At 40.2% G+C, this 22,033-nt stretch carries 24 protein-coding genes; 21 read left to right on the top strand and 3 right to left on the bottom strand.

Annotated elements, in window-relative coordinates; all coding sequences use genetic code 11:
• The first annotated feature begins 620 nt into the window (after nucleotides 1–620).
• The 11 genes from rpmH (at nucleotide 621) to NSQ17_RS19545 (ending at nucleotide 10,961) form a co-directional block, all read left to right on the top strand.
• A complete protein-coding gene (gene rpmH, locus NSQ17_RS19595) occupies nucleotides 621–755 on the top strand; it encodes a 50S ribosomal protein L34 (RefSeq protein WP_008360908.1) in 135 nt (44 codons plus the stop codon).
• Between the two features lie 78 nt (nucleotides 756–833).
• Complete coding sequence (gene rnpA / locus NSQ17_RS19590) at nucleotides 834–1,193, top strand: ribonuclease P protein component (RefSeq protein ID WP_008347592.1); 360 nt, start codon at nucleotides 834–836, stop codon at nucleotides 1,191–1,193.
• A gap of 158 nt (nucleotides 1,194–1,351) precedes the next feature.
• Complete coding sequence (gene spoIIIJ / locus NSQ17_RS19585; RefSeq protein ID WP_089374159.1) at nucleotides 1,352–2,134, top strand: YidC family membrane integrase SpoIIIJ; 783 nt, start codon at nucleotides 1,352–1,354, stop codon at nucleotides 2,132–2,134.
• Nucleotides 2,131–2,754, top strand: a complete 624-nt coding sequence (jag, locus tag NSQ17_RS19580) for an RNA-binding cell elongation regulator Jag/EloR (protein WP_342467726.1) — start codon at nucleotides 2,131–2,133, stop codon at nucleotides 2,752–2,754. Before spoIIIJ ends, jag begins: the two co-directional genes overlap by 4 nt.
• Before the next feature lie 402 nt (nucleotides 2,755–3,156).
• On the top strand, nucleotides 3,157–4,536 hold the full coding sequence (mnmE, locus tag NSQ17_RS19575; protein ID WP_039169035.1) for a tRNA uridine-5-carboxymethylaminomethyl(34) synthesis GTPase MnmE: 1,380 nt from the start codon (nucleotides 3,157–3,159) through the stop codon (nucleotides 4,534–4,536).
• A gap of 17 nt (nucleotides 4,537–4,553) precedes the next feature.
• Nucleotides 4,554–6,440, top strand: a complete 1,887-nt coding sequence (gene mnmG, locus NSQ17_RS19570) for a tRNA uridine-5-carboxymethylaminomethyl(34) synthesis enzyme MnmG (RefSeq protein ID WP_243824613.1) — start codon at nucleotides 4,554–4,556, stop codon at nucleotides 6,438–6,440.
• A gap of 13 nt (nucleotides 6,441–6,453) precedes the next feature.
• Nucleotides 6,454–7,173 carry a 16S rRNA (guanine(527)-N(7))-methyltransferase RsmG gene (gene rsmG, locus NSQ17_RS19565; protein WP_024718431.1) on the top strand — a complete coding sequence of 240 codons (720 nt, stop codon included), beginning with the start codon at nucleotides 6,454–6,456 and terminating at the stop codon, nucleotides 7,171–7,173.
• 105 nt (nucleotides 7,174–7,278) lie between these two features.
• Nucleotides 7,279–8,154 carry a nucleoid occlusion protein gene (gene noc, locus NSQ17_RS19560; protein WP_024718432.1) on the top strand — a complete coding sequence of 292 codons (876 nt, stop codon included), beginning with the start codon at nucleotides 7,279–7,281 and terminating at the stop codon, nucleotides 8,152–8,154.
• Between the two features lie 128 nt (nucleotides 8,155–8,282).
• The gene (locus NSQ17_RS19555) at nucleotides 8,283–9,116 is read left to right on the top strand and encodes a YiiX/YebB-like N1pC/P60 family cysteine hydrolase (RefSeq protein ID WP_058336431.1); all 834 of its coding nucleotides are present in this window, start codon (nucleotides 8,283–8,285) and stop codon (nucleotides 9,114–9,116) included.
• A 236-nt stretch (nucleotides 9,117–9,352) separates the two neighbouring features.
• Complete coding sequence (gene soj / locus NSQ17_RS19550; protein ID WP_008360890.1) at nucleotides 9,353–10,114, top strand: sporulation initiation inhibitor protein Soj; 762 nt, start codon at nucleotides 9,353–9,355, stop codon at nucleotides 10,112–10,114.
• Nucleotides 10,107–10,961 carry a ParB/RepB/Spo0J family partition protein gene (locus NSQ17_RS19545; RefSeq protein ID WP_017359871.1) on the top strand — a complete coding sequence of 285 codons (855 nt, stop codon included), beginning with the start codon at nucleotides 10,107–10,109 and terminating at the stop codon, nucleotides 10,959–10,961. Before soj ends, NSQ17_RS19545 begins: the two co-directional genes overlap by 8 nt.
• A 25-nt stretch (nucleotides 10,962–10,986) precedes the next feature.
• Here NSQ17_RS19545 and yyaC read toward each other — a convergent pair whose 3' ends face one another.
• Nucleotides 10,987–11,613 (bottom strand): spore protease YyaC, encoded by a 627-nt coding sequence (yyaC, locus tag NSQ17_RS19540; protein ID WP_025208343.1) that lies wholly within the window; start codon nucleotides 11,611–11,613, stop codon nucleotides 10,987–10,989.
• Nucleotides 11,614–11,685: 72 nt separating this feature from the next.
• On the opposite strand from yyaC, the gene NSQ17_RS19535 reads away from it, so the two are divergent.
• A complete protein-coding gene (locus NSQ17_RS19535; protein WP_079919768.1) occupies nucleotides 11,686–12,741 on the top strand; it encodes a hypothetical protein in 1,056 nt (351 codons plus the stop codon).
• Nucleotides 12,742–12,766: 25 nt separating this feature from the next.
• On the opposite strand, the gene NSQ17_RS19530 is transcribed toward NSQ17_RS19535, so the two are convergent.
• On the bottom strand, nucleotides 12,767–13,177 hold the full coding sequence (locus tag NSQ17_RS19530) for a hypothetical protein (RefSeq protein ID WP_007497462.1): 411 nt from the start codon (nucleotides 13,175–13,177) through the stop codon (nucleotides 12,767–12,769).
• 15 nt (nucleotides 13,178–13,192) lie between these two features.
• The gene (locus tag NSQ17_RS19525) at nucleotides 13,193–14,512 is read right to left on the bottom strand and encodes a phage hydrolase (protein ID WP_039169028.1); all 1,320 of its coding nucleotides are present in this window, start codon (nucleotides 14,510–14,512) and stop codon (nucleotides 13,193–13,195) included.
• A 294-nt stretch (nucleotides 14,513–14,806) separates the two neighbouring features.
• On the opposite strand from NSQ17_RS19525, the gene NSQ17_RS19520 reads away from it, so the two are divergent.
• The 9 genes from NSQ17_RS19520 to NSQ17_RS19480 all read left to right on the top strand — a co-directional run bounded on the left by NSQ17_RS19520 (nucleotide 14,807) and on the right by NSQ17_RS19480 (nucleotide 22,031).
• The gene (locus NSQ17_RS19520; protein ID WP_008347561.1) at nucleotides 14,807–15,013 is read left to right on the top strand and encodes a DUF951 domain-containing protein; all 207 of its coding nucleotides are present in this window, start codon (nucleotides 14,807–14,809) and stop codon (nucleotides 15,011–15,013) included.
• A 215-nt stretch (nucleotides 15,014–15,228) separates the two neighbouring features.
• Nucleotides 15,229–16,329 (top strand): redox-regulated ATPase YchF, encoded by a 1,101-nt coding sequence (gene ychF, locus NSQ17_RS19515; RefSeq protein WP_007497458.1) that lies wholly within the window; start codon nucleotides 15,229–15,231, stop codon nucleotides 16,327–16,329.
• A gap of 108 nt (nucleotides 16,330–16,437) precedes the next feature.
• A complete protein-coding gene (gene rpsF, locus NSQ17_RS19510; protein ID WP_008347557.1) occupies nucleotides 16,438–16,725 on the top strand; it encodes a 30S ribosomal protein S6 in 288 nt (95 codons plus the stop codon).
• Nucleotides 16,726–16,761: 36 nt separating this feature from the next.
• Complete coding sequence (ssbA, locus tag NSQ17_RS19505) at nucleotides 16,762–17,304, top strand: single-stranded DNA-binding protein SsbA (protein WP_007497456.1); 543 nt, start codon at nucleotides 16,762–16,764, stop codon at nucleotides 17,302–17,304.
• A 41-nt stretch (nucleotides 17,305–17,345) separates the two neighbouring features.
• Complete coding sequence (gene rpsR / locus NSQ17_RS19500; protein WP_008347556.1) at nucleotides 17,346–17,585, top strand: 30S ribosomal protein S18; 240 nt, start codon at nucleotides 17,346–17,348, stop codon at nucleotides 17,583–17,585.
• A 199-nt stretch (nucleotides 17,586–17,784) separates the two neighbouring features.
• A complete protein-coding gene (locus tag NSQ17_RS19495; protein WP_024718440.1) occupies nucleotides 17,785–18,750 on the top strand; it encodes an ABC transporter ATP-binding protein in 966 nt (321 codons plus the stop codon).
• Nucleotides 18,743–20,260, top strand: coding sequence for an ABC transporter permease/substrate-binding protein (locus NSQ17_RS19490; RefSeq protein WP_342467725.1), 1,518 nt, complete (start codon nucleotides 18,743–18,745; stop codon nucleotides 20,258–20,260). Before NSQ17_RS19495 ends, NSQ17_RS19490 begins: the two co-directional genes overlap by 8 nt.
• A gap of 191 nt (nucleotides 20,261–20,451) precedes the next feature.
• Nucleotides 20,452–21,423 (top strand): ring-cleaving dioxygenase, encoded by a 972-nt coding sequence (locus NSQ17_RS19485; RefSeq protein ID WP_172793269.1) that lies wholly within the window; start codon nucleotides 20,452–20,454, stop codon nucleotides 21,421–21,423.
• The gene (locus NSQ17_RS19480) at nucleotides 21,420–22,031 is read left to right on the top strand and encodes an alpha/beta hydrolase (protein ID WP_256688892.1); all 612 of its coding nucleotides are present in this window, start codon (nucleotides 21,420–21,422) and stop codon (nucleotides 22,029–22,031) included. Before NSQ17_RS19485 ends, NSQ17_RS19480 begins: the two co-directional genes overlap by 4 nt.
• Nucleotides 22,032–22,033: the final 2 nt, after the last annotated feature.

The following is a 22,033-nucleotide window of genomic DNA, read 5'->3' as shown; positions in this document are numbered from 1 at the left end:
AAGGCTTCTCCCCCCTCCTTTTCTTTTTAAAATGACCAGTATCAAACTGTTATAGAACACGAAAAAGAGCAAATGGTCATCACCATTCGTGCACATACTTTGTTGAAAACAATTAATATAGTAGAAAAACGTCTTTTCGACAAATTACACAGGTTGTGGATAAACAATTCAACAAGCTGTGTAATAACTTTCCACAGGTTATCCACAAATTGTGGATAAGATAAATAGGCCAGATAAGTAATTAAGAGTTAAAACACAAATATAATATCAAAATAAACAAGATGGTGCAATGGGTGTCACAAACTTATCCACATACTTTACATCCTGTTGAAAAATAATTATCCACATAGGTTATTTGTGTGAAAAAAATGTCGATAATGGATGTGGATAGTCAAAATATGCCGGAAAAATATCCACAATCTTGTTTTGAAGGTTTTTTTGAAGGAAAAAAAGAATAAAATGCTGGAAACTAAAAAAGAAGGTTTCTTCACTTGATAACTTGTGTTATGCTTATAAGGTTGATAATAAGAGTTTTATCATTGATATTGACAATCGATGGGTTACACAAATATAATGAGTTAGACTGTCTTAAACAGCTATTCCTCAGGGAGGTGTCATAAATGAAAAGAACGTTTCAACCAAATAACCGTAAGCGTAGTAAAGTTCATGGCTTCCGCAGCCGTATGAGTTCTAAAAACGGACGTCTAGTTTTAAAGCGACGCCGCAGCAAAGGTAGAAAAAAATTATCAGCTTAGGCCACTGAATAATGTCAGTGGTCTTTTTTACATAAAATCGTAAATGAACTGTCAGTTTTTATCGGAGTGGAAGAAAACATGAAGAAGCGAAACAGGCTAAAAAAAAATGAAGAGTTTCAAACAGTGTTCAAAAAAGGTCAATCAATGGCTAATCGCCAATTCGTCATTTATCAGCTGGATCAACCAAATCAAGAAGAACTGCGTTTAGGATTGTCTGTCAGTAAGAAGATAGGTAATGCAGTGATAAGAAACCGGATTAAACGATTGATCCGTCAGGTGTTCTTAGAGGAAGGTCATAAGCTAAAGCAAGAAAAAGACTACATTGTTATCGCACGAAAACCAGCAAGCGAATTGACCTTTGAAGAAACAAAGAAGTCTCTCCAGCATTTATTTAGAAAATCCGCTGTTTATCAACAACAACCGAAAAAGTCTTCGTAATAGAAACTTTCGTTGAATCAATTTTTAAAAGCGCTTCCTTCATCTAGTGAATTAAAATGAAACCACCACTTTGTAATGAAAAAATGTTACCATACTGATTAGGTGAGTCACTTTCGTAATCAATTCCAACTTAAATAAAGTTTGAAGTAATGGGAGGAATCTTGTTGAAAAGGCGATTATTACTAATATTTAGCTTGATTGGCGTGTTGGTTCTATTGGCAGGATGTACACAAATCAATGAACCAATCACATCAGATAGTAAGGGATTCTGGAATTCTTACATTGTATACCCGCTATCTCAATTAATCACTTACATGGCAAACTTAACTGGTGAAAACTATGGTGTAGCGATTATTATTGTAACTCTTTTAATTCGTTTACTTATTTTACCATTAATGATTAAACAATTAAGAAGTACAAAAGCAATGCAAGCACTTCAGCCAGAACTAAAGAAGCTTCGTGAAAAATATAGTTCAAAAGATCAAAAAACACAGCAGCAGCTTCAACAGGAAACAATGGCTCTTTTCCAAAAGAATGGTGTAAATCCATTAGCAGGGTGTTTCCCAATTTTAATTCAAATGCCAATCTTAATTGGTTTTTATCATGCGATCATGAGAACAGCTGAAATCAAGAAACATACTTTCTTATGGTTTGACTTAGGCAGTCCAGATCCATTATTCCTGTTACCGATTATTGCAGGTGTAGCTACTTTTATACAGCAGAAGCTAATGATGGCTGGAAATCCTTCGGACAACCCTCAAATGGCGATTATGCTTTGGGTGATGCCGATTATGATCATTGTATTTGCAATCAGTTTCCCAGCGGCACTTTCACTGTACTGGGTTGTAGGTAACATTTTCATGATCATTCAAACGTTGGTCATTAAAACACCTCAAGTAAAAGTTGATACAAAAGAAAAAGCTGGCGGGAACAAAAAATGAAGGAAATAACTGCTGTCGGTCGCACAGTCGAAGAAGCAGTAGATTCCGGACTGAAACAAATTCAACTACTACAAGAAGAAGTGGATATCACAATAGTAGATGAAGGAAACAAAGGGTTTTTAGGATTATTTGGTAAAAGACAAGCTGTTGTCAAGTTAGTAGAAAAGCGAGATGCGCTCAAATTCGCAACACAGTATTTAGATAAAATTGTTAAATCAATTGATCCTAAAGCAAACATTGTTTCGAAAAAAGAAACGAAAAAGATCTCTTTTCACATTGATGGAGACAAAACTTCATTAATGATTGGAAAAAGAGGACAAACATTGTACTCTTTAGAAACCTTGGTGCAGTTAGTGTTTAATCGTTATTCTGATCAGTATCATCATATTACAATTGATATTGGAGATTATAGGAAGAAACGACAAGAAGCACTTGAACAATACGCAATCAAAACGGCAAATCGTGTTTTAAAAACGAAGAGAAAGGTTCATTTAGAACCGATGCCTTCGAATGAACGAAAAGTCGTTCATGATACGATTGCAGCATTTTCTAAAGAACTTGCCACGGCATCCGAAGATACAGGCACCAAGCGTCATGTTGTGGTGCTGTATAAAAAATAGCAGAAAGGCTAAGATTCAGCAAAGCTGGATTTTAGTCTTTTTTTATTGAAAAATTACCTTTTAATAGTAGATTCCTCCTTTATTTCTAAAAAGTTAGTGTGTTATTTAGATCGAAAACGTCATTTTCCCTTAGTTGCAAAGGGAGAAGGGCGTTTTAATTTATTGGATTTAGGTGTAAGATGTGAAGACAAGTTTAGAACGTCGTTATTCACATGTGGATAAGTTAAGTGTTAAAATAGACAGGGTGCAAAACTGTGGATAATTAAATGTGGGCTACTTTCGCTTCGCATGCATTTATGGTATCTTTAAATTTTGGATTAAGCGTTTTTGATATAGAGATGGACAACGTCCATTTAATAGATATAAGACTGTCTATTGAATAGAGAAAGAGGTGAATGAGCGGTGGATACAATTGCAGCAATTTCTACACCAATGGGTGAAGGGGCAATTGCCATTATACGTTTAAGCGGGCCTGATGCAGTTCAGATTGCTGATCGCATGTATAAGGGGCCTAAGGAGAAAAAACTTGTATCAGTGGATTCTCATACAATTCATTATGGTCATATTGTAGATTCAAGTACCGAGCAAGTGATAGAAGAGGTCATGGTGTCTGTATTAAGAGCGCCAAAAACATTTACGAGAGAAGACGTTATTGAGATCAACTGCCATGGCGGAATTGTCACGGTCAATAAAGTCTTGCAGCTTGCTTTAAAAGAAGGAGCGAGATTAGCGGAGCCAGGTGAGTTTACAAAACGTGCTTTCCTAAATGGAAGAATCGACTTGTCACAAGCAGAAGCCGTAATGGACTTGATTCGTGCAAAAACTGACCGTGCGATGAATGTCGCAATTACTCAAATGGAGGGACGTCTCTCCGGTTTGATTAAACGTCTTCGTGGTGAGATATTGGAGACACTTGCCCATGTAGAAGTGAATATTGATTATCCAGAGTATGACGATGTGGAAGAAATGACACATCGAGTCTTAGTTGAAAAGGCGACATCTGTGAAAAAGGAAATTGAATCGCTTCTAACGACTTCACAGCAGGGGAAAATCCTACGTGAGGGCTTATCTACTGTTATTATTGGAAGGCCAAATGTTGGGAAGTCTTCCTTATTAAATAGTCTTGTTCAGGAAACAAAGGCGATTGTGACCGATATTCCTGGAACAACCAGAGATGTCATCGAGGAATATGTGAATGTAAGAGGAGTACCGCTCCGTTTAGTAGATACTGCGGGTATACGTGAGACTGAAGACATTGTTGAGCGTATTGGGGTCGAGCGATCAAGACAGGTCTTAAAAGAAGCTGACCTGATTTTACTTGTGCTCAATTATAGTGAGGAGTTATCTGAGGAAGATATTAAGCTATTTGAGGCTGTCTCAGGTATGGATATTATTGTAATTGTCAATAAGACAGATCTTGAGCCTAAACTTGATGTAGAAAAAGTAAAAGAGTTAGCGAAAGATCGTCCAGTCGTGACAACATCTTTATTACAAGAAAAAGGGATTGATGAGCTTGAAATGGCCATTCAATCTTTATTCTTCACTGGCTCAATTGAAAGTGGAGATTTAACGTATGTGAGCAATACTAGGCATATTGCGCTCCTTCAAGAAGCAAAACAATCGATTGAGGATGCTCTAGAAGGAATTGAAATGGATGTACCGATCGACATTGTTCAAATAGATTTAACACGCTGCTGGGAGCAGCTAGGTGAAATTATTGGGGATGCTGTTCATGAAAGCTTAATCGATCAGTTATTCTCTCAATTCTGTTTAGGAAAGTAAAGGGAGGAACAAAAGAAATGGGTTATGAAGCTGGCCAATATGATGTAATCGTCGTCGGTGCCGGTCATGCTGGTGTTGAGGCTGCTCTTGCTTCTGCAAGACAGGGCGCCAAAACACTTGTGTTGACCATCAATCTCGATATGGTTGCTTTTATGCCATGTAATCCGTCCGTAGGAGGTCCCGCTAAAGGGATTGTCGTCAGAGAAATTGATGCGCTAGGCGGGGAAATGGCACGAAATATAGATAAGACGCACATTCAAATGCGTATGCTGAATACTGGAAAAGGACCTGCTGTCCGTGCGTTAAGAGCGCAAGCAGATAAGTTTCAATATCAGCACGAAATGAAAAAAACAATGGAAAATGAACCAAACCTAACAATGCTACAAGGGATGGTAGACCATTTAATTGTAGAAGATGATGAATGTAAAGGTGTTGTGACTCAAACAGGCGCAAATTATCGCGCGAAATCTGTTGTTCTAACGACTGGTACTTTCTTAAAAGGCCGCATTATTTTAGGGGATCTTTCTTATTCAAGCGGTCCTAATAATCAGCAGCCTTCCATTAAATTATCGGATCATCTAGCAGAATTAGGATTCGATTTGGTTCGCTTTAAAACTGGGACACCACCTCGAGTAAACAGCCACTCGATTGATTATAGTAAGACGGAAATTCAACCAGGTGACGATGTACCACGTGCGTTTTCTTATGAAACTGTGGAATATATTACAGATCAATTACCATGCTGGTTAACATACACGAGTTTAGAGACTCATCAAATTATTGATGAGAATCTTCACCGTTCTCCTATGTATTCAGGTATGATTAAAGGAACAGGTCCTAGATACTGCCCGTCTATTGAGGATAAGGTGGTTCGTTTTAATGATAAACCGAGACATCAAATTTTCTTAGAGCCAGAAGGCCGTAATACGCAAGAAGTGTATGTTCAAGGTTTATCTACAAGTCTGCCAGAGGATGTACAGCAGCGAATGCTGTCAACCATTCCAGGGCTTGAAAATGTACAAATGATGCGAGCGGGTTATGCCATTGAGTATGATGCGATTGTGCCTACACAATTGTGGCCGACACTTGAGACGAAGAAAATTTCTGGATTATATACAGCTGGCCAAATCAATGGTACCTCAGGTTATGAGGAAGCAGCAGGTCAAGGAATTATGGCAGGTATCAATGCAGGAAGAAAAGCATTGGGTAAAGAAGAAGTCATTTTAAGCCGATCTGATGCATATATCGGTGTTCTCATTGATGATCTTGTCACGAAGGGTACAAATGAACCTTACCGTCTTTTAACTTCTCGTGCTGAGTACCGCTTACTTCTGCGTCATGACAATGCTGATTTAAGATTAACGGAACTTGGTTATAACATTGGTTTAATTTCTGAAGAGAGATTCCAATCATTCACACAGAAAAAAGAGGCCATTGAAGCAGAGAAAAAACGTTTATATTCTGTCATTATTAAACCTACAGCAGAGACACAGGAATATATCCGTTCTCTTGGTGGAAGTGAATTGAAGGACGGTATTCGAGCAAGTGATCTGATGAAGCGTCCAGAGATGAACTATGAATCTGTTGTGAAACTAGCTCCTGCTGACACACCGCTTCCTGCTGATGTGTGTGAACAGGTAGAGATTCAAATTAAATATGAAGGTTATATTGAAAAGTCGCTCCAACAAGTTGAAAAGCTGAAAAAGATGGAAAACAAAAAGATTCCGGATCGAATCGATTATGATGCCATCAAAGGGATTGCAACTGAAGCGAAGCAAAAGCTAAAAGAAGTCCGACCGCTTTCTGTTGCACAGGCTTCTCGTATTTCAGGCGTTAACCCTGCTGATATTTCTATCCTTTTAGTGTATTTGGAGCAGGGACGTATTGCGAAGATAGCAGAGTAGAAAGGATGTCGGCATGAACATTGAACAATTTACAGCAGCACTAGAGGAGAAAGGGATCACTCTTTCTCCAGTGCAGCTTGAACAATTTGAAACTTACTTCCATATGCTTGTAGAATGGAACGAGAAGATGAATTTAACGTCCATTACAGAAAAGGAAGAAGTATATTTAAAGCATTTTTATGACTCGATATCAGCAGCATTTTTTATTGATTTTCACAATGTGACAACAATTTGTGATATTGGAGCTGGTGCTGGTTTTCCAAGCATTCCTCTTAAAATTTGTTTCCCTCATCTACATGTGACCATTGTTGATTCTCTCCAGAAACGCATTACGTTTCTCAATGAGTTAGCAAAAGGGTTAAACTTACAAGATACTACTTTTTATCATGATCGTGCGGAGACCTTTGGACAACGTAAAGATCAACGTGAAAGCTATGACCTTGTCACCGCTAGAGCAGTTGCGCGCTTATCTGTCTTGAGCGAACTATGCCTGCCTCTTGTGAAAAAGGAAGGATTGTTTGTTGCATTAAAAGCATCTGCTGCAGAAGAAGAGATGCAAGCAGGAAAAAAAGCCGTCACTGTCCTCGGAGGAGAGGTTGTTGAAAAGCATTCCTTTGTTCTTCCTTTAGAAGAAAGTGAACGGAACATCATTGTCATTGAAAAGAAAAAACAAACACCAAAAAAATATCCTAGAAAACCAGGAACACCTAATAAATCACCAATTGAGGGTTGATCATGTAAAAGGTCGGTTTTTCTTCAATATTTATGATTTTACAGAAGGAAAAAACATGAGAAAATAGAATTATAAAAAGGTAGTTTTTAAAGGTGGTGTAGGTTCATGAAGCATTCACTCTCACGCTTCTTCGGGCTTGGTGACAAAGAACATCCTGAGCGTGATACCGAAATAGAGGCAGAGATTGCTGAGCATGAAACATTAAAGGAAGAGATACAGGAGCTCCCGGTCGACACAATTATGCCTAACCGTTTTCAGCCACGCACCATTTTTTCAGAAGAAAAGATACAAGAGCTGGCCACAACCATTCATACCCATGGCATTATTCAACCGATTGTTGTTAGACCAACAGAAGAAGAAGGAAAATATGAACTGATCGCCGGCGAAAGACGTTGGAGAGCGGTACAAACTCTTCAATGGGAGAAGATCCCCGCTATTATAAAAGATTTTACTGATACGGAAACGGCATCTGTGGCATTGATTGAAAATTTGCAAAGAGAAGAGCTGTCTGCAATTGAAGAGGCTCATGCTTATGCACGTCTTTTAGAGCTTCATGATTTAACGCAAGAAGCGCTTGCTCAGCGTTTAGGTAAGGGACAATCGACTGTTGCAAACAAACTAAGACTTTTAAAGTTGCCTGAAGAGGTACAGCAAGCCATTTTGGAGAAAAAAATCTCAGAGAGACATGCCCGTTCACTTGTACCTCTAAAGCTGCCAGAATTACAGATCACGCTGTTGCAGGAAATCATCGAAAAGCAGCTGAATGTGAAACAGACTGAAGAGCGTGTAGTGAAGATGCTTGAACAAAAAACAGATCGCAAACCGAAGCCGAAACGTAAGGCGTTTAGCCGAGATACGCGAATTGCGATGAATACCATTCGTCAGTCTCTCCACATGGTAGAAGACAGCGGACTTAAAATAAATACCGAGGAAGAAGAATTTGAGGAATATATCCAATTAACGATTCGAATTCCTAAATAGAAAGAAGCTGATGAGCATTACTCGTCAGCTTTTTTGTCTTTCTCTCCCTTCAATTCATGATATTTACTTATTATTAATTAATTGGTAAAATATGATTTTCATAGTAGAAGGGAGGTGACATATAACCGATGAAAATGAAAAAGACTATTTTTGCTATTATCTGTTATTTACTAATCTCTTTTTCTCTTTTTTCAAATGAAACGACTGTGTTTGCTGTGAGCACGTCAACGAATCATGAGACCCATTCAGCGGAACAAACGATTACGAAAGAAGAACTGAGTACTCTGAAGAAACAAGGTGTGGTTTCGAAAGATGTAACGGTTCAACAATTAAATCAAGAGCAAGCGTCTCAGGACGATGCGATCGATGTGATCACAGCTGATGATGATTTGGAGAACTATGGTTTAAGGCAAAACAAACAGGATGAAATGGTAACAGATGAAAGGCCGAATACCATTCGCCATCTTTTTGGTAAACCGTATCCTGGAACCGATATTATGCCTCAAAAAGGGGATATATTGGTGACGAGCACTGGTGCTTTGAATGGTTTAATTGGTCATGCAGGCATCGTCATTAATGAGAAAAGCTATGCATCCATTCCTGGGTTCCGGCAGCATCCCAATATTGATTCCATTCAAAGCTGGTTCCGCTATAGTGCCAATACAAAGGTGATTCGGATTAATCATCAGGAAAAGGCTGATTTAGCTGGGGATTGGGCGCACGATTACGTGAAAGACCATCCGAAGGCTCGATATTCGATCACTATGTCTATTCAATCTTTGGACCCTACATATTGTTCAAAGATTGTATGGCAGGCCTACGCGAAAACCGGGGACGCTGTTGGACATGCGACATTTACCATTAAAGCACCCTATGGGTTTTTGAAAAAGAAAAACTATAAAACAGTGACACCTAAAGTCATTGTAAGCGAAGGCAGAAAAATTGGCGGGCTAAACTTTTGATTGTATCTCCCTCACTTTTATGAAAGTGGGGTTTTTTTGTCTCGTAATTTTTTAAAAAAAGATATATTAATATATCTTTCGAGCGCATTTTTATGCAACTATTCATGTACGGAAACACAGATTCATTCACGAATTTATAATGGAGAAACAAAAAAAGCAAACGTTTCATACTTTTTTTGATAGAATAGGAAGTATGAATGAATGAGAAATTTGTTAAGTTGAAAGTGGGTGACATCGTGGGGAAAATCATAGCGATTACCAACCAGAAGGGCGGCGTTGGGAAGACGACAACTTCTGTTAATTTGGGTGCGTGTTTAGCATACATAGGAAAACGAGTGTTGTTAGTTGATATTGATCCGCAGGGAAATGCCACGAGTGGTATTGGGATTGAGAAGGCCGACGTAGAGAAGTGCGTGTACGATATTTTAGTAGACGATGCAGATGTACTTGATGTGATTAAGACGACAGAGGTCGAAAATCTTGATGTCATTCCTGCGACGATACAGCTTGCAGGGGCTGAAATAGAGCTTGTGCCTACAATCTCACGTGAAGTGAGGCTGAAAAGAGCACTTGAATCTGTGAAGCAAAATTATGATTATATGATTATTGACTGCCCGCCATCGCTTGGATTACTGACGATTAATGCGTTAACTGCATCCGATTCTGTTTTAATACCGGTTCAGTGTGAATATTATGCGCTTGAAGGATTGAGTCAATTGTTGAATACGGTTCGTCTTGTGCAGAAACATCTAAATACCGACCTTGCCATTGAAGGTGTCTTACTGACAATGCTGGATGCAAGAACAAACCTTGGAATCCAAGTCATCGAAGAAGTAAAAAAATACTTTAGAGATAAAGTCTATCAGACTGTGATTCCGAGAAATGTGAGACTAAGTGAAGCGCCTAGTCATGGGAAACCTATAATCTTGTATGATCCACGTTCAAGAGGTGCAGATGTCTATTTAGACTTAGCAAAGGAAGTGGATGCGAATGGCTAAAGGTCTTGGAAAGGGTATTAATGCGCTATTTAACAATGTGGATTCCAATGAAGAAACTGTCGAAGAAATTAAGTTGAAGGATTTGCGCCCGAACCCTTATCAGCCAAGGAAAACGTTTGATGATGATGCATTGTCTGATCTCAAAGAATCGATTCAGCAGCATGGTGTTTTACAGCCGATTATTGTTCGTAAATCGATTAAAGGATATGACATTGTCGCAGGAGAACGCCGTTTCCGTGCAGCACAACAAGCTGGTTTAACAACGATTCCTGCGATCGTCAGGGAATTTTCAGAAACACTGATGAGGGAGATCGCTCTTTTAGAAAACTTACAGCGCGAGGATTTATCTCCATTAGAGGAAGCGGAAGCCTATGCCTCCTTACTAGATCACTTAAGTGTGACTCAAGAGGAATTAGCCAAGCGGTTAGGAAAAAGCAGACCGCATATTGCGAACCACCTTCGTTTATTAACATTACCAGATGAAGTACAAAAGCTGATTGCGGATGGAACATTATCCATGGGACATGGACGCACGCTGCTTAGTTTGAAAAACAAAAAGAAGCTGGCGCCATTGGTAAAGAAGGTCGTGGACGAAGGATTGAATGTCCGTCAGGTTGAGAAACTTGTTCAGCAATTAAATGAAAATGTTCCACGTGAAACAAAGAAAAAAGAAGCACCAAAGGATCGCATGTTGAAAGAAAGAGAATCTTTCTTACAAAATTACTTTGGTACTTCAGTGACGATCAAGAAACAAAAGAAAAAAGGGAAAATTGAGATTGAATTTCTCTCAAATGAAGATTTAGAAAGAATCCTTGAATTGCTTTCTACGAGAGAATCATCGGAATGACCATCTTGATATGAGATGGTCTTTTTTATATTCTTCCCGTGATATTTTGAATAGGGGTGAAGAGAGAACGGCTTTTTTCTCTTGTCCAATCCATTTGATCAATGTGGGATAGGCTTTCAGAAAGTGTATTGGCCATAGACATTACAAGATGAAGACGTGTGTTTTGGAGAACGAAGTATTCCATAAAACCGCTCACGTTGACGATTCCATTAATATGAATATTTCCTACTTCTGGTAGCTCTTTTTGCACACCTGCACCGGGCTTTAACGGTCCTTCTCCAATTTGAAACGATCCTACACTTTTCACTCTCCCTAAACAGGCATCAACGGCTACGATAAATGGGTGTTTATGAGCTTGTTCAATTTCAGCGAGCTTTTCCTTTAAATTGACCGCATGCACTGGATCAGAGAGAGTACCGTATACATGCAGCTTTTTTAAATCAAGACTTGAAAGCTTTGTTCCTACAAGTGGACCTAGAGAGTCACCGGTTGAGCGGTCTGTTCCTATGCAGACGATGGCAACGGGTCTTTTTCCTGCTTTCTGAAGATGCGAGAATAAAATACTTTTAAGCTGCTGAATGGCATTTGTATCCGTATGGGACACGTATTCTTTCACCCTATTTCTTAAAAAAAGACCGTTCTTGCTATTCATAGGTCTCACTTCCTTGTCATAGTAGTTAGTATCAGTATACGGAAACAAGCTTAATTCTATACCTATGAGGTGATGATTGTGTGGAAGGCTGGTTCAAGGTGGACGCTTTTAATTTTAGGAAGCTTAATAGGAGCGGGATATGCCTCCGGTCAAGAAATTTGGCAGTTTTTTGGCCTTGATAGCGGACTAGCCATTCTACTGTTTACGCTCATGTTTATGCTGTCTACCTATGTGGTGTTAAAAATCAGTTATGAGGTGCGTGCCGATCATTTTGTGCCGGTGTTAGAGCGTCTTGTAGGTCCTTGGCTGGCCAAGGTGTATGATATTTTAATTGTTCTTTATCTATTCACGACAACAACAGTCATGATTGCCGGTGGCGGGGTGACACTTGAGATGTATCATGTGCCATTTTGGGTTGGAATCGGTGCATTTTGTTTATTCTCATTTATGATTTTTTTCTGGGATGTGAAAGGGCTCTTATCTGTGAATGCCTTCATTATACCAATTTTGGTGGCAGGGCTCATCTATGCGTTTGTTTTTTATTATATGAATCATGATCATATGTGGAGAATTGATTTTGGCCAGCAATACAATTGGCCTGCCAGTATCGTCTTTGCTTCTTTGAATATATTATCTGTTGTGGCGGTGCTGTCTTCAGTGGGGAAAGAAATGAAGGGGCTTGGAGAGGCCAAGGTTGCGAGTATATTAAGCGGTTTGATTTTTGGTGTCATTTCTTATGTGTATAACGAAATACTAGTTGATATTTCTGGGAGTCTTTCAGCAGAGGGGATTCCTTTGTTTACAGTATTAGAGGGGGCACCAACATCATTGTTTGTGTTTATGACCATTGTTCTTTGTTTAGCGATTTATACAACAACCGCTGCGGGATTATTTGGTTTATCCAGCCGCATGCTCTCTTTTGTACGAATGCCCCGCTGGTTCATTGTATTCATCATGCTTCTTTTGATGGCACCTTTAACCTCTCTTGGATTTGCTGATTTGATTGCTTTCTTGTATCCGATTTACAGCTTGCTCAATCTTTATTTGCTTGTCTGTTTAATGCTGTATCCGATTTTAAGTAAAAAGATATTTTTTCGTTCTAAAAATTATACTGATAAAATAAAATAAACACCTCTCTTTCAAAGAGAAGTGCTTATTTTATCCGAATGGAATCAATCGCTTCCTTGATATCGTCATATACAGGCATGTGCTGGAGACGCTGCATGCGTTCCTCTATTTCTGAGATGGCTTGTCCCTTTAAATGCTGGGATACATGCTGTTTGACAATGGTTGTCTGGTTCATCATGTCTTCTGTTTTGGACAATTGGTACTCCAAGTGCATGCGTGTGTTTGCCAATTCATCGTGAAGCCGCATTTTCAGCAATCGCTTTAAATCTTTTCGTTGTCCTTCTCTGCGCATGGCCTGAATAGCGGCAATTTCTTCAGGTGATTGCGATTGTGTTTGTGGTGCAGATTGACTTTCGAATACAGACATGGAGCGGCGGGCACTCACATTTTGCAAGAAACGCTGGGCGTCACTAGGAGGTTTATTTTGATTGATCATATGGCGACTCCTTTCTTAACGAATACCCATTTGCATCGCAAGGCGTCTATCTGCCTTGGCATAGTCATCACCCATTGTGTACATATGTCTTGAAAGGGTGGAAAGTTCTTGTTCGTAGTCTCTCAAGGTGTACAAGGCATTCAGTTGTTTTTCATGAGAATAAAAGGATGATTGCGGCTGCTCCATCCTTACTTCCTCTAACAGTGCTTCTACATCGCTATGGGTTAATAAATCATAGTGACCAAAGCCGACAAGTCCTTTCAGTTCTTGTTTTACATGATGGACGGCATCTTTTACACTATCATCAATTCCATCTATTTTCTCAAATACAGTGTGTACTTCATGTTCAATAATACTTTGTAGATCATAAGATGAATTTTTTAGTAAATGGGATTTTATGATAATTTCAAGCCCGCTTTGTGCATATGCACGGCCTGAATGGATTTCTTGTAAAAGCATCGCTGTAAAACTTGTATTGTGATCAAGCTGTTCATCTAAAATACGAGCGGTTCCATTTGAATGGAATGAATACCCATTTACTTTAAACTCTCCTGAAACGAGAGCTAAAAATGCATTTGTATCAAATGATTCGTTCCATTCTATATTCATTGATGCAAAAGCTGATCTTAAAAAGGTGTCAATTTCTCTTGGTTTATATTTTATGGATTCTTGGACCGATCCCTGCTCCCGGGGCGGTACGGTGTACTTGACTTGTCCAACTCCATGATCATGGCGATTGAGTAAACCTACATAATGATTGGGTTGAATATATTCTGTGAGAACATGGGTGTATTTTCCTTCTACTGCTTTTTGCTGAATGGAAGGTGCCAGGCTGCTCCATATATTTGGGCTATCGAATGTGATGGCTTTTTTGACAGCTGGCTGTTCTGTTGCAATATAAGCACAAACAGCACCGGCAAGCGCTTGTCCAGTGAGATAGATGGTTGCATTCGGGTGCTTCTGACAGACGTCCTCGATGTATTCCTTCCCTTTAAAAAAGACATGATCTTGTTTTCCGGCTAAGGATTTTCTTTCAATGGGGTAGGCATAATCCGTTTTTAACAATGATTGGGTAGCCGTTTGAACATCTTGTGTCGATGTCACCGTCATTTGTTTTGGCAGAGGACAGTGAAACGCGACAATGAACTCATCTGACTGTTCCTGCTGCATCGTTAAACCATATAATTGATGATCTATTTTTAGAAAATCGTTGACAGTGAGCGTATGCTGACCTACTTCTATCGTATGGTTCTGCTGGTAATTCTCTGCGTTTCCAGCGTGATCGGATATGATTTTATAATCTTTGTCGGTTAATCTATCCTTTCGATTGACCATCGTACCTGCTCCCTCACATAACATTTATGCAGATATCATAAATCAAAAAATATGGAAAAACCACAGCGTTCTACCAATAAAAACCTTTTGACCTACAGTGTTTGTGACAATATTGAAAAAAAGCGGAGTTTAAGTAACTATTGGTCACAAATAAAATGATCTAAAAGAAGGGTTTTTTCTATAAAAAAGAACGGGATTGATACATGACAACGCCTCTTTATTTTGTGCATTGCTCTCCATCGGCGTTTTTTTGTACAATAGATTTAATGAAGTGAGCAAGAGAGGTGAATGCTGATGGCAGACAAAGCATTTGGGTTACATGACGTTGTTGAAATGAAAAAACCCCATCCATGTGGTGCCAATCGGTGGAAAGTCATTCGTTTGGGCATGGATATTCGTATTAAGTGCGAAGGGTGTGGGCACAGCGTGATGATCCCAAGAAGAGATTTTGAACGAAAAATGAAGAAAATTCTCGTCAAGCATGAGGAGCCAACTGCTTAAGTAGGCCTCATGCTTTTTTGATGAAATTTGTCTTTTGTTCAGAGAAACAGATGCAATTTCTTATTTTAAAGCTCCGATTTAGTCTTTTTGGTAATGTTTCTTCTATTGAAAATGCATGATGGTTAGCTTGTCTTTTCATGTAAACCTACTTATAATTGCTCTAGGTTCATATTACGCAGTATAACGAGCACGTTTCATATAGAGGAGATGAAAGAATGGCTTTAACAGCTGGTATTGTTGGCTTACCTAACGTCGGGAAGTCAACACTATTTAATGCAATTACACAGGCTGGAGCGGAGTCTGCTAACTATCCGTTCTGTACCATTGATCCAAACGTCGGAATTGTAGAAGTTCCAGACGAGCGTTTGCAAAAACTAACAGAATTAGTGCAGCCGAAAAAGACAGTTCCGACTGCTTTCGAATTCACTGATATTGCTGGTATTGTGAAAGGTGCATCTAAAGGAGAAGGTTTAGGGAATAAATTCCTTTCTCACATTCGTCAAGTAGATGCGATCTGTCACGTGGTGAGAGCTTTTGCTGATGATAACATTACACATGTGTCAGGTAAGGTTGACCCAGTGTCAGATATTGAAACGATTAATTTAGAATTGATTTTGGCTGATCTAGAAACGGTTGAAAAGCGTTTAACTCGTGTGAGTAAGCTTGCGAAACAAAAAGATAAGGAAGCGGTAGCTGAATTTGATATTTTGGAAAAGCTGAAGGACGCATTTGAAGCTGGAAAATCTGCAAGATCGGTTGAATTTACAGATGAGCAGCAGAAGCTTGTGAAGCAACTTCATTTACTCACGTCAAAACCTATTCTGTATGTAGCAAATGTGAGTGAGGACGAAGTAGCAGATCAGGACGGAAACGAATATGTACAGCAAATTCGTGAGTTTGCATCTGGCGAAAACGCTGAAGTCATCGTCGTTTGTGCGAAGATTGAGTCTGAAATTGCAGAGCTTGAAGGAGAAGAGAAGCAAATGTTCCTTGAAGAGCTAGGCATCAAAGAATCAGGTTTAGATCAGTTGATCAAAGCGTCTTATTCACTTCTTGGCTTAGCTACGTATTTCACAGCAGGTGAGCAAGAAGTACGTGCTTGGACATTTAAAAAAGGAATGAAGGCACCAGAATGTGCTGGAATCATTCATACGGACTTCGAGCGTGGATTTATTCGTGCTGAAACGGTTGCTTATGAAGATTTACTAGCTGGCGGAAGTATGTCTGCTGCAAAAGAAGCAGGAAAAGTTCGTTTAGAAGGTAAAGAATATATAGTGAAAGATGGAGACGTCATTCATTTCCGTTTTAACGTATAGGTTCTTGTCATAGGCCAAGTAATTTGTTATAATATACAATTGTGAGTAATATAATTTATTGCTCCTTGCCCGTATAGGGCCGCTTAGACCAAAAGGAGGTGCAATCAGATGAGAAAGTACGAAGTTATGTACATCATCCGCCCAACAGTTGACGATGAGGCTAAAAAAGCAGTTATCGATCGTTTTAATAACGTGTTAACTTCTAACGGTGCGGAGATCACTGGAACAAAGGATTGGGGTAAACGTCGTCTTGCATACGAAATCAACGATTTCCGTGAAGGCTTCTACCAAATCGTAAACGTTCAATCTGACGCTGCAGCAGTTCAAGAATTTGACCGCTTAGCTAAGATCAGTGACGATATCATTCGCCACATTGTTGTTAAAGAAGAAGAATAAATCATTGAAATATATATTTAAAGGTGGTCTTTCAATATGCTAAACCGTGTTGTATTGGTCGGAAGACTAACAAAAGACCCTGAGCTTCGCTACACGCCTAATGGTGCGGCTGTAGCCACGTTTACTCTAGCTGTGAATCGTACGTTTACGAATCAATCTGGAGAGCGTGAAGCCGATTTCATTAACTGTGTTACTTGGAGAAGACAAGCCGAGAACGTGGCTAATTTCTTGAAAAAAGGAAGTCTTGCCGGTGTAGACGGTCGCTTGCAGACAAGAAACTATGAAAACCAGCAAGGACAGCGTGTCTTCGTGACAGAAGTTCAAGCTGAAAGTGTTCAATTTCTTGAGCCTAAAAGCGGCGGTGCTGGTTCAGGTGGATACAGCGGCGGTGGCAATAGCGGAGGCCAGTATTATGGCGGCAGCCAAAATGATCAGAATCCATTTGGAAATGAACCAAGTCAAAATCCATATGGCAATCAAAACAACCAAAATCGTAATCAGGGAAATAGCTTCAATGATGACCCATTTGCGAATGATGGTAAACCGATTGACATCTCCGATGATGATTTGCCATTCTAATTGATCTGAAAAAAATGACCAAAGGAAAGGTGTGAAAACAAATGGCAGGTGGACGCAGAGGCGGTCGTGCGAAACGTCGTAAAGTATGTTTCTTTACTTCTAACGGAATCACGCACATCGATTACAAAGATGTTGATCTTCTTAGAAAGTTTGTTTCTGAGCGTGGTAAAATTTTACCTCGTCGTGTAACAGGAACTAGCGCTAAGTATCAACGTAAATTGACATTAGCGATTAAAAAATCACGTCAAATGGCATTACTTCCATACGTTACTGGTGAGTAAGTCGTTGACTTAAAAGCGAAGGGCCTTGAGCTCTTCGCTTTTTTTATTTGTCTCACTTTTATGAGAAAGTCGTTTCTGGCAGTCTAACTAGGGGAAGTATGTAAAAAGAGAGTCAACGTGACAGTTTGTTCTATACAAATACTAGGTTAATCTGTCATATTGGTATTTTAAAATATACTTGCAGTCAGGGCGTGGGAAGATGATTGAATTTAAGAATGTATCGATGCAATTTTCTGATGACCGCTATGCCGTTCAATCTGTTGATTTGGAAATTCAGAAAGGTGAATTTTTTGTATTGATTGGACCTAGTGGAAGCGGGAAAACGACGACTTTGAAAATGATCAATCGTCTCATCTCTTCTACAGAAGGTGAGATTTACATAAAGGGTCGAACCATCAGCGATTATGATATTTATGAGCTGCGCTGGGATATTGGTTATGTGCTTCAGCAAATAGCATTGTTCCCTCATATGACCATAGAAGAGAATATTGCTGTAGTGCCAGAGCTGAAACAATGGAAGCGGACTGAGACAAATCAGCGTGTTGATGAGTTGATGTTCATGGTGGGGCTTGAGCCTGCTACCTATCGACATCGAAAGCCAGCAGAGCTTTCAGGAGGACAGCAGCAGCGAGTGGGCGTAGCACGGGCACTTGCTGCTGATCCTGAGATTGTCCTAATGGATGAACCTTTTAGTGCGTTAGATCCACTGACGAGAGAGAAATTACAAGATGATCTGCTTGAGTTACAGCGCCGTATTCAAAAGACCATCGTTTTTGTGACACATGATATGCAGGAAGCCATGAAGCTTGGGGATCGGATATGTGTGATGAATGAAGGAAAAGTGGTGCAGGTTGGACGCCCAGAGGAATTGATTCAGCATCCAGTGAATCCATTTGTGCGGGAGTTTGTTTCAGGAGCTGCCCGTCATGTAGACCATCAAGCATTTGAGCTGACAACTATTTCTCAGCCCATGCCTCAAGAAGATCTGTTAGGCGATGAGGTGGTCTCCATCCATGCGACGCTGGAAGAGGTTCTATCTCGACTGGCAGAGCATGAAGAGCTTGTTGTTGAGAAGGATGGGGAACGGATCGGACTCATCACTCGTCAAGCGGTGATTCAGTATTTAGCCGGTACTTCTGCTGAGAGGGGTGAGACACATGAATGAATGGACCAGTGTGCTATGGGCTCGAAAAGATCAGCTCGGACACGCCTTACTTGAGCATATTCAAATTTCCTTCATTGCGTTATTTCTAGCGATTTTGATTGCCATTCCATTAGGGATTTATTTAACGAGAGTCCCTAAGATAGCAGAGTGGATCATTGGGGTGACGGCTGTCTTGCAGACAATTCCGTCTTTGGCGCTGCTTGGACTGCTGATTCCTCTCGTTGGGATTGGTCAAGTGCCCGCAATTATCGCTCTTGTCGTCTATGCTCTTCTTCCTATTTTAAGGAACACATATACAGGCATTCGTGAGGTCGATCCGTCGCTGCGGGAAGCGGCGCTCGCTATGGGAATGAATCACCGCAAACGCTTATTAAAAGTAGAACTCCCTCTTGCTATGCCTGTGATCATGGCAGGTATCCGAACGGGGATGGTCCTCATTGTAGGGACAGCCACTCTTGCAGCTCTTATTGGGGCAGGTGGATTAGGGAGTCTGATTCTGCTTGGAATTGATCGAAATGATATGTCTTTGATCATCATTGGTGCTATTCCAGCTGCATTACTTGCGCTCTTATTTGATGTGGTCTTGCAGACACTTGAGAAAATCTCCTTTAAAAAAACCGTGATCTCTGTGACGGTCTTTGCTGTAATAGCAGGAGCAGTTGTCGCTGCCCCATTGCTGTTTCAACAAGAAAAGAAAGAGATCACCATTGGAGGGAAGATGGGGTCAGAGCCTGAAATTTTGATCTCTATGTATAAGCTTTTAATTGAGCAGGATACAGATATCCAAGTCAATCTTAAGCCTGGTCTTGGTAAGACGTCCTTTGTTTTTCAAGCACTGCGGTCTGGTGATATTGACATCTATCCTGAATTTACAGGGACAGCGATTTCTGAATTTCTGAAAGAAACAGCGAAAAGCACGGATAAGGAAAAAGTGTATGAGCAAGCGCGCCAAGGTTTGGCGTCATCCTTTCAGCTTCAGTTTCTCCAGCCGATGGCTTATAACAATACATATGCTTTAGCCGTGCCTCAATCACTAGCGGATCAATATGATTTATCAAAGATTTCAGATCTGGGTCAAATCAAGAATCGTATACGTGCTGGCTTTACTTTAGAGTTTTCTGATCGTCAGGATGGATATTTAGGCATTCAAAAAGCTTATCAGTTTTCTTTTGACGATGTGGTCACGATGGAACCGAAACTTCGATATCGAGCCATTCAAAAAGGGAATATTCAGTTGGTCGATGCGTATTCGACAGACAGTGAATTGAGACAATACAAGTTGAAGGTGCTTGATGATGACAAGCATGTTTTCCCGCCCTATCAAGGAGCGCCCTTGCTAAGACAGGAGACATTAAAAGAGTATCCTGAGATTGAGGCCTCTCTCAACAAGCTCGCTGGTCAAATCACAGATGATGAGATGAGAGAAATGAATTACGAAGTCAATGTGAAGGGGAAAGATGCATTTCAAGTAGCCGAAGCCTATTTAAAAAAGAAAAAATTGCTTCAATAATCAAGGGGAAGCAGGTCTGCTATATATAAAGCGGCCTGCTTTTTGAAAAGAAAAAAACAAAAATCATTGACATCTATTTCAAAAAAGAATATCCTTAATTCGAGATAAATATATTTTTTGGTCATATATCTCGAATTCGAGATAATATAAAAGCGTCAGTCAAGACATAATGAGTAGAGACATGTTACGTCATGAAGAGGAGGTCATTAGAAGTGAAGAAAACAGAAGGAATTCACCATATCACAGCAATTGTTGGTCATCCTCAGGAGAACGTTGATTTTTATGCAGGTGTTTTAGGTCTGCGTCTCGTGAAAAAGACCGTCAATTTTGATGATCCAGGCACATACCATTTATATTTTGGAAATGAAGGAGGTTCTCCAGGTACCATTATTACGTTTTTCCCTTGGCCAGGTGCACAAAAGGGACAAATTGGAGCAGGTCAAGTAGGTGTGACAACATATGTCGTACCGACCGGTGCCTTCTCTTTTTGGAAGGAACGCCTTGAGCAGTTTGACGTTTCTTATGAAATGATTGAACGCTTTGGTGAGGCCTTTCTCTCATTTGAAGATCCGCACGGTTTATTGATAGAACTTGTAGAGCGTGAAGAAGGAAAACAGAATGACTGGACATTTAATGGGGTGACACCAGAAGTAGCGATTAAAGGGTTTGGCGGAGCTGTTTTATTAACTTCACAGCCTGAGCAAACGATGCAGCTGCTAGAGCAAACGATGGGACTTGAAAAAGTCGGCACAGAAGGAGATTATGTGAGATTCCGTTCGTTTGGAGAAATCGGCAATGTCATTGATGTGAACAAGACACCTGTTGCACGAGGACGTATGGGCGTTGGTGTTGTACATCATATTGCGTGGAGAGCAACAGATGATCAGGATCAATTAGATTGGCAAAGCCATATTGCGCAAAGCGGATATCAAGTGACGCCTGTGCAAGATCGAAATTATTTCAATGCGATTTATTTTAGAGAGCTTGGCGGCATATTATTTGAGATTGCGACCGATCCTCCAGGGTTTGCACACGATGAATCTGTGGAAACGATGGGTGAAGCGTTGAAACTACCACCGCAATATGAGGCGCAGCGTAGTCAAATTGAACAAATCGTGCTGCCGATTGAGGTAAGAGAAATCAAAGGGAAAGGAGATTCATGATGAAGCATCTTTTTCAAAAAGGAAAGAATGAACAAAAGCCTGTCCTTCTCATGCTGCATGGAACTGGCGGGACAGAGCAAGACTTATTGCCGCTTGCAGAAGTGGTAGACCCTGAAGCATCTGTTCTTAGTGTGAGAGGAAATGTATCAGAAAACGGCATGCCGCGTTTTTTCAGGCGTTTGGCAGAGGGTGTTTTTGATGAGCAAGATTTAATTGAGCGTACAGAGGAATTATATACATTTATCGGGGAAGCAGCAGATAAGTATGGATTTGATCGTCACAATGTGGTAGCCATCGGCTATTCAAACGGGGCGAACATTGCTGGAAGTCTGTTATTCCATTACGAAGATGCGTTGAAAGGAGCGATCCTGCATCATCCAATGGTCCCAAGACGAGGGGTTTCATTACCTTCATTAGCGGGGAAACAAGTCTTTATAGCAGCTGGTGAAAATGACCCAATGTGTCGTCCTGAGGAATCTCAGGAACTGGAGCAACTGCTTCAGGAGGCGGGAGCATCCGTAACGCTTCATTGGGAAAATCGTGGACATCAACTAACGAGAGAAGAAGTCGATGCTGCGGCATTGTGGTATCGTCGTCAATTTAAATAAGG

Origin of the sequence: Bacillus sp. FSL W8-0629, assembly GCF_038593225.1 — a bacterium.
Classification (GTDB): domain Bacteria; phylum Bacillota; class Bacilli; order Bacillales; family Bacillaceae; genus Bacillus; species Bacillus altitudinis.
The sequence above is the reverse complement of the archived record's forward strand: the minus strand, read 5'-3'. Positions and strand labels throughout refer to the sequence as shown.

Excerpts from the sequence above, each read along its gene's own strand:
- rpmH (WP_008360908.1), top strand. The coding sequence starts at position 621 with ATGAAAAGAACGTTTCAACCAAATAACCGTAAGCGTAGTAAAGTTCAT.
- rnpA (WP_008347592.1), top strand. The coding sequence starts at position 834 with ATGAAGAAGCGAAACAGGCTAAAAAAAAATGAAGAGTTTCAAACAGTG.
- jag (WP_342467726.1), top strand. The coding sequence starts at position 2,131 with ATGAAGGAAATAACTGCTGTCGGTCGCACAGTCGAAGAAGCAGTAGAT.
- mnmG (WP_243824613.1), top strand. The coding sequence starts at position 4,554 with ATGGGTTATGAAGCTGGCCAATATGATGTAATCGTCGTCGGTGCCGGT.
- rsmG (WP_024718431.1), top strand. The coding sequence starts at position 6,454 with ATGAACATTGAACAATTTACAGCAGCACTAGAGGAGAAAGGGATCACT.
- noc (WP_024718432.1), top strand. The coding sequence starts at position 7,279 with ATGAAGCATTCACTCTCACGCTTCTTCGGGCTTGGTGACAAAGAACAT.
- NSQ17_RS19555 (WP_058336431.1), top strand. The coding sequence starts at position 8,283 with ATGAAAATGAAAAAGACTATTTTTGCTATTATCTGTTATTTACTAATC.
- NSQ17_RS19545 (WP_017359871.1), top strand. The coding sequence starts at position 10,107 with ATGGCTAAAGGTCTTGGAAAGGGTATTAATGCGCTATTTAACAATGTG.
- yyaC (WP_025208343.1), bottom strand. The coding sequence starts at position 11,613 with ATGAATAGCAAGAACGGTCTTTTTTTAAGAAATAGGGTGAAAGAATAC.
- NSQ17_RS19535 (WP_079919768.1), top strand. The coding sequence starts at position 11,686 with ATGATTGTGTGGAAGGCTGGTTCAAGGTGGACGCTTTTAATTTTAGGA.
- NSQ17_RS19530 (WP_007497462.1), bottom strand. The coding sequence starts at position 13,177 with ATGATCAATCAAAATAAACCTCCTAGTGACGCCCAGCGTTTCTTGCAA.
- NSQ17_RS19525 (WP_039169028.1), bottom strand. The coding sequence starts at position 14,512 with ATGGTCAATCGAAAGGATAGATTAACCGACAAAGATTATAAAATCATA.
- NSQ17_RS19520 (WP_008347561.1), top strand. The coding sequence starts at position 14,807 with ATGGCAGACAAAGCATTTGGGTTACATGACGTTGTTGAAATGAAAAAA.
- ychF (WP_007497458.1), top strand. The coding sequence starts at position 15,229 with ATGGCTTTAACAGCTGGTATTGTTGGCTTACCTAACGTCGGGAAGTCA.
- rpsF (WP_008347557.1), top strand. The coding sequence starts at position 16,438 with ATGAGAAAGTACGAAGTTATGTACATCATCCGCCCAACAGTTGACGAT.
- ssbA (WP_007497456.1), top strand. The coding sequence starts at position 16,762 with ATGCTAAACCGTGTTGTATTGGTCGGAAGACTAACAAAAGACCCTGAG.
- rpsR (WP_008347556.1), top strand. The coding sequence starts at position 17,346 with ATGGCAGGTGGACGCAGAGGCGGTCGTGCGAAACGTCGTAAAGTATGT.
- NSQ17_RS19495 (WP_024718440.1), top strand. The coding sequence starts at position 17,785 with ATGATTGAATTTAAGAATGTATCGATGCAATTTTCTGATGACCGCTAT.
- NSQ17_RS19490 (WP_342467725.1), top strand. The coding sequence starts at position 18,743 with ATGAATGAATGGACCAGTGTGCTATGGGCTCGAAAAGATCAGCTCGGA.
- NSQ17_RS19485 (WP_172793269.1), top strand. The coding sequence starts at position 20,452 with ATGAAGAGGAGGTCATTAGAAGTGAAGAAAACAGAAGGAATTCACCAT.
- NSQ17_RS19480 (WP_256688892.1), top strand. The coding sequence starts at position 21,420 with ATGATGAAGCATCTTTTTCAAAAAGGAAAGAATGAACAAAAGCCTGTC.